Source organism: Streptococcus sp. HMSC077D04 (assembly GCF_001808785.1).
In the GTDB taxonomy this organism is placed as follows: domain Bacteria; phylum Bacillota; class Bacilli; order Lactobacillales; family Streptococcaceae; genus Streptococcus; species Streptococcus mitis_BX.
On record NZ_KV794494.1, the window covers coordinates 1 to 274 of the forward strand.

Sequence of the window (274 nt, forward strand, 5' to 3'; positions counted from 1 at the left end):
GTAACATACGTTTATAAAGAAGTTACTGGTGATGTAGTCGTTCACTACGTCGATACAGAAGGTAACGTAATCGCAGAAGACAAAGAAGATACTAAAGGTGCTTCTCTAAACGCTAAATACGACACAACTGACAATAAACCAGAGAAAATCGAAAAAGACGGAACTGTTTACTACTTAACAGAGAAAGCTGTTAAAGATGACTCTAAACCAGAAAACGGAGACGTAGTAGAAGGTAAAACTGAAGTAACTTACGTTTACGAAAAAGCAGGACAAG

At 37.2% G+C, this 274-nt stretch carries 1 protein-coding gene; it reads left to right on the forward strand.

All coding sequences use genetic code 11. The features are described 5' to 3' along the window. Positions 1-274, forward strand: a 274-nt coding sequence (locus HMPREF2701_RS01585; protein ID WP_148130500.1) for a MucBP domain-containing protein, incomplete at both ends; no start/stop codon positions are given.